The 5,422-nt window shown below is 64.7% G+C and carries 8 protein-coding genes; all 8 read left to right on the top strand.

Annotated features, from left to right (window positions below; translation table 11 throughout):
- The first annotated feature begins 77 nt into the window (after positions 1 to 77).
- Positions 78 to 398: a hypothetical protein gene (locus tag TVH25_RS20585; RefSeq protein WP_422425360.1), complete on the top strand. Its 321-nt coding sequence runs from the start codon at positions 78 to 80 to the stop codon at positions 396 to 398.
- Positions 395 to 1,117, top strand: coding sequence for a bifunctional DNA primase/polymerase (locus tag TVH25_RS20580; protein ID WP_422425359.1), 723 nt, complete (start codon positions 395 to 397; stop codon positions 1,115 to 1,117). The genes TVH25_RS20585 and TVH25_RS20580 overlap by 4 nt, the downstream gene beginning before the upstream one ends.
- The gene (locus TVH25_RS20575) at positions 1,114 to 2,469 is read left to right on the top strand and encodes an AAA family ATPase (protein ID WP_422425358.1); all 1,356 of its coding nucleotides are present in this window, start codon (positions 1,114 to 1,116) and stop codon (positions 2,467 to 2,469) included. Before TVH25_RS20580 ends, TVH25_RS20575 begins: the two co-directional genes overlap by 4 nt.
- Before the next feature lie 232 nt (positions 2,470 to 2,701).
- The gene (locus tag TVH25_RS20570) at positions 2,702 to 3,034 is read left to right on the top strand and encodes a hypothetical protein (RefSeq protein WP_422425357.1); all 333 of its coding nucleotides are present in this window, start codon (positions 2,702 to 2,704) and stop codon (positions 3,032 to 3,034) included.
- Entirely contained in the window at positions 3,031 to 3,327 is a 297-nt protein-coding gene (locus TVH25_RS20565) for a WhiB family transcriptional regulator (RefSeq protein ID WP_422425356.1), read from the top strand. Before TVH25_RS20570 ends, TVH25_RS20565 begins: the two co-directional genes overlap by 4 nt.
- Positions 3,327 to 3,983 (top strand): hypothetical protein, encoded by a 657-nt coding sequence (locus TVH25_RS20560; protein WP_422425355.1) that lies wholly within the window; start codon positions 3,327 to 3,329, stop codon positions 3,981 to 3,983. The genes TVH25_RS20565 and TVH25_RS20560 overlap by 1 nt, the downstream gene beginning before the upstream one ends.
- Positions 3,984 to 4,143: 160 nt before the next feature.
- Positions 4,144 to 4,533, top strand: coding sequence for a helix-turn-helix domain-containing protein (locus tag TVH25_RS20555; RefSeq protein WP_422425354.1), 390 nt, complete (start codon positions 4,144 to 4,146; stop codon positions 4,531 to 4,533).
- A complete protein-coding gene (locus TVH25_RS20550) occupies positions 4,530 to 5,363 on the top strand; it encodes a hypothetical protein (protein ID WP_422425353.1) in 834 nt (277 codons plus the stop codon). The genes TVH25_RS20555 and TVH25_RS20550 overlap by 4 nt, the downstream gene beginning before the upstream one ends.
- Positions 5,364 to 5,422 lie beyond the last annotated feature (59 nt).

The following is a 5,422-nucleotide window of genomic DNA, read 5'->3' as shown; positions in this document are numbered from 1 at the left end:
AAAGGCCACACACCCGTCCCCCGCCGCGGGCCGGCCCCCCCCGACCCCCCCGCCCCCACACCCAAGAAAGGCGCACCATGCGTCAGGAACAGAATACTGCACACGGCCCCGAAACCGCTCTCGCGGGAGCGCATTCCGAAGCACTCACTCTCGCACAGCAATGGATCTCGGATCAGCCGGCAGGAATGACCTTCACAGCCGCTCAGATGGCGCTGTATCTCCCGCCCTATGTCGACGACAAACCGTGTCGCCGCGGGGCGCTCGTGCGCGAGTTGAGTCGCCGCGGGTACATCGAGTTCGCGGGATACGGGCCGCGGGCCGCAGACGACGATTGGGACGCTCCAGCGCGTGTCTGGCGCCGCACCGACGTTCGTGTCGAAGGCGGTGCCGCAGCGTGAACACCAATCACCCGCGCGTGATGCTCGAACGCGGCTTCGCGCTCGGACCCCTCGACGGCAAGAAAGCATTCCTTCCCGGAGGTTTCCACGCCTTCACCACCGACCGCGACATACTCAATCGCCTTGCCCGCCAATATCCGGGCTGCAACTGGGGAGGTCGACGTATCGGCGTCGTGGCCTTCGACGAAGACCCCCGGCACGGCGGCAACCTCGACGACATCGGACCCGACGTCCTCGACACCCTCATCGTCCGCACCGGCAGCGGCGGCCGGCACGCCTACTTCCGCTACGACGGCAAGATCCGCGGGAAGCTCGCCGACTACCCCGGCATAGACCTGAAATCCGGTCGCACCGGCTACACCGTCATGCCCGGCTCTATCCATCCGGACACCCGGCGCCCCTACGTCATCGAACGGAACATCGAGATCAAACCCCTCCCGCAACGACTGCTCCCTCTTGTGAAGCCACCGACCTACACACCGCAGCCGACCGTGCTCAGTCCCGAGCGGCGTAGTCACGGCATCGTGCGCAAGGTTTCCGAAGCCGGTGACGGGGACCGGAATGCAATGACGTTCTGGGCATTCTGCCGAGCGCTGGAAAGAGGGGAGCAGTCGTTGTTGGACGACATTCGGGCAGCGGCTGTCGCGGTCGGTCTCGACGAACGTGAGATCGAAACGTGTCTACGGTCGGCGCAGCGCACCGCGGGGAGGGTCGCATGAGCGACAGCAATCACGAGGCGCAGCCTGTGCGCGTCGTCAAACTCGAGCCCATCACCACCGTGCAGGACGACGTTCCGGTGTGGGTGTGGGAGTACGGCGGCAAGGGCAGGATGCCACTCGGTGCGCTCTCCCTGTTCGCTGGCCGCCCCGGTGCGGGAAAGTCCACGGCGGGCCGATGGTTCGCTTCCTCGTTCTCCAACGGAACGATCGCGGGCGCATGGGAAGGAAAGCCGGTCAGCGTCGCGTACATCGCGGCCGAAGAATCCGCTAAGTACGTTGTCAAGCCAGGGCTCCGGGCAGCTGGCGCCGACCTCGGACGTGTCTACACACCGACCGTGGAGTTCGGCGGCAAGGAAGTGAAGTTCCTGTCCTCCCAAGACATGCAGGCCCTCACCGATGAACTGATTGCTCATCAAGTGAAGGTCGTCGTCGTCGACCCTCTGATGTCGACCATCGGATCGAAAACCGACATCAACCGCAACAACGAAGTGCGCTCACTGATCGAACCATGGGCGAAACTTGCCGAAGCGATCGATGGAATCGTGATCGGAATCGCCCACCTGAACAAATCAGGCAACGGTGATGTTGTCGCCGGAATCAACGGTTCGTCTGCCTTCGGTGAGGTCGCTCGCACTGTCTTCGGATTCGTGAAGGACCCGGAATCCGAGGGTGGTGAACGCATTCTGTCGCAGGAGAAGAACTCCATCGGTGAGGAAGACCTCGCCCTCACGTACCGGATTGAATCGGCAACTGTCACCACCGACAGCGGCAAGTCCGCAGAAGTCGGCCGGTTCGTCATCGTCGGAGAGTCCGACCGTACCGCCGGCGATGTACTCCGCTCCGCCCCGAAGCCACACGAGGACGCCGGCAACCACGACGAGATCGACAAGTGGTTGGTGGACCTTCTGTCCTCGGGTCCGGTCGCGGCGAAGGAGATCTACTCCGCAGCGAACGCCGCCGGGTACTCGACGGACAAGGCGAAGCGCGCCAAGGGACGGCTCAATAAGGAGTCGCCCGCAATCGATGTGTTCCGGCCGCAGATTCCCGGACCGTGGTTCTGGCGGCGCCTTGACGTCCCGCAACATGACGCATCCAAGGGAGCAGATTCGGCCGGCAAGGGTGCGACACCTGAGAACGATGCTCCCTTGCACCCTTCTGCTCCCTTGCAGGTCAGAGCGGGTGTCAATGGGAGCGCTGAACCCCAAGGGAGCAAGGGAGCAAGGGAGCAAGCCTCTACGCGCGCTAGCCCCGACCACCTCTGCAAGGTCTGCGCAGAACCCTGCAATCCGAATATCGCCGCGCACGTCGAATGCATCTTGAAGCGCACCGACGTCGAAGGAGACGCAGCATGACCAATGAACTCGACTGCCAATCGTGCGACCGAACCATCGGGAAGAACGCGGGGCACAACGTCACCGACCACGGTCGGGTCCTCTGCTCGCGATGCCTGAACCGACGAGACCTACATGCCCAGTGGTGGCCGGACTGCCCGCCCCAGTGGCGCGACAACTTCGATCACCCCACCTTGGTGGCCGGCACCAGAGCGGGAACCGCCGCCCGCCTTGGACTGCGCAGGAGGAACCGATGAGCCACCCCGATCCGTGGCGAACCGCCACCCTCGGAAACGGATACGCCGCCTCGGTGTGCGTCACCCCCGACGGCGACACGGTGCTCTGGCTGCTCGCTCACGGCGGGTGCATCGAGGTCGACGATGACTACGGGTGCTGCTGCACCGACTGCGCCCCACACGAGCAACTCAATCGGCCGATCCCGCACACCATGCGCTCTGCCCTCGACCGTCCGATACAGCCGCGGTGCAGCCGCCCCCGCAGTGACGGCCAACCCTGCCGCACTCCCGTTGCCCGTGACGGACTGGCCTGCCACTGGCACCGCACCACCAAGGAGACCGCCCGATGAGCCGAACCGTGTCCCGCTTGCCGCGGATCCCCGACACCATCGCCGGACTCATCGACTCCCGGCTCTCGGGCGCAAAGTGCTCGGGACACGCACCACTGTTCGACGACGAGCTTCCCAACGAGACAAGCGAACACCGCTCGCAGCGTCTCGCCTGGGCCGCCCATCAATGCCGTGCGTGCCCCGTGCAGTCCGCGTGCCGTACAGCAGCCGCCGAAGTCACCGACCCCGCTGGATTGTGGGCACGCCCAATCCACGGCCAGCCCGGACGCCCCCGACTCGAGGAGAAGACCTAATGAGCACCGACACCACACCCGACCTCGGGTGGCGAATCTGGCACCTCACCCCAGACGGCAACCTCAAATCCATCTGGGGAGATCGCAAGAGTTACACCACCAGCACAATCACCGCCAAGTGCAAGCGTGGACAGTGCCCCGAGATCCCAGGACCTACGTGCGAATGCGGAATCTTCTTCGTCGCCGAACGGCACGTCATCTCCCAACAAGCATTCAGATGGGCCATACGGAAGAAGCGGGCCGACGAACCGAGACTGGCCGCAGCAGTAGTTACCCTCATCCAACCAGTCGGGCGCACTCGCCCCGGACCCCGGACCTTCGGCGGCGCGAACGAGTGGCGATCCACAGCCGCAGAAATCAAAGGCATTGCGATCGACCCGGCCCTCAGCGGATTCTCTCAGCAGCTCGCCACTACCTACCAAGCCCCTGTGCTGCCCGGCCTGACGGATTCCGTCCTGAGCATCCTCGAACGGGCACACCGCAGCGCAGACGACATAGCCGCGAACGCAATCCTCCAGCGCTACAACACACCGAACGTCGCACGGACGATCATCGCCAGACGTCAATGCAAGACGCTCGGATGCCCCGTCGAACCAAATGCGGGAATGAATCTGTGCCTCAAGCACCGCGGCGGCGGATGGGCGGCGATCCTGTGAGACTGCACGCGAGAAATCTGGAACCCCACGTCTACACCGACCGCGCAGCAACCCGTCCCGTCGTGTTGCGTTTCGCCGGCCTACGTATCGCGATGACACCGACTGAAGCGCTCACTCTCGCCGATGCCCTGCACGACGCTGCGGAACAGACAGGGACGCCATGACCACGCCACCCATTCAACGACTCGGAGATGCCGTGCTGCTGCAAGGCCGCGCCGTCGACGCCGCCTACCTCGCCGCGGCCGCGACCATTCACCAACTCACCCAGAAGGGCGCACCCATCCCGGCACCGCTGTCCGCGCTGCTCTCCGCCTGCCGATCAGCGTCGACCCACCGACACGGCGACGACGCACCCACCGCCCCCAGCACAGACTCAACACAACAGATCGACACCACCGAGGCCGCACACCTACTCGACCGGACACCGCGCAGTGTCCAACGAATCGCCCGCAGCCTCGACGGACGAAAACTGAACGGCACCTGGATATTCGACCGGGCTGCCGTACTCGAATACCGCACCATGCGCGACCAGACCGAAAGGGCATCATGACCGACCACGCCACAATCCTCGGACACCTCAGCCGGCAACTCCCCACCAACTTCGGAGAAAGCAACCGGCCAGGCCGCATCGTCGCCGCCGCAACCGCCGCCCTCGACCTCGGACTCACCCCCTCGAAGAAACTCACCGCCGCCCTCACCAACTTCGACCGGCACAACCAGAAAGCCACCGAGCACCGGGCAACCCTCGCCACCGGAACACCTCTCGACCTCACCGCCGACGACTACCCCCAGCAAGTACGGAACCACGTCCTCGCAGCCCAGGTCCGCGACGACGCCGAACACATCACCCGGGGGCTACTCGCCACTGCGGCCGCCGACACCGTGCAGGTCATCACCGAGGAACTACCCGACCTGCTCAACCAACTCGACACCCTCTACCAACAGCGGTACCCCGACCTCCTCAGCCTCGGGGACACCCGCCAACCAACCGCAGTGCTCGCCGCCCACCACGACTTCGCCGGCCAACTCTCACGAGCGCACCGCGCATTCATGGCAACAGATCCCCAACACAACAGGATCGAACTGGACTACCGCACCGACCTGTGGCTCTACCACCGTTGGACGCCCGAAGCGTGGCAGAAAGCCCTCAACACAACAGGGCCAGCAATGAGCATCAACCGTGATGTTGACGTGTGGCACTTCGCAACACGATGCGGCGCAACCCCACGACTCGCCCGCAGTCACGCTCACGCAGTCGCAGAGTTCCGCGCACTCGATGACGCGAACGAACAACGAGACATCCTCGAAGCGCACGCACGATCAGCGTCAGCAGCAGGCGCACGATCCGTCCGCGAAGCAGTCAAGAACTACATCCACTGAAGACCGCGGGCGTGACCTCCTCTCGTCGCGCCCGCCCGTGCCTGCCCGCTGGTCCGTTC

This window comes from Rhodococcus sp. 7Tela_A2 (assembly GCF_049311045.1).
Lineage (GTDB): Bacteria > Actinomycetota > Actinomycetes > Mycobacteriales > Mycobacteriaceae > Rhodococcus.
This window is presented reverse-complemented; position numbering and strand designations above follow the sequence as displayed.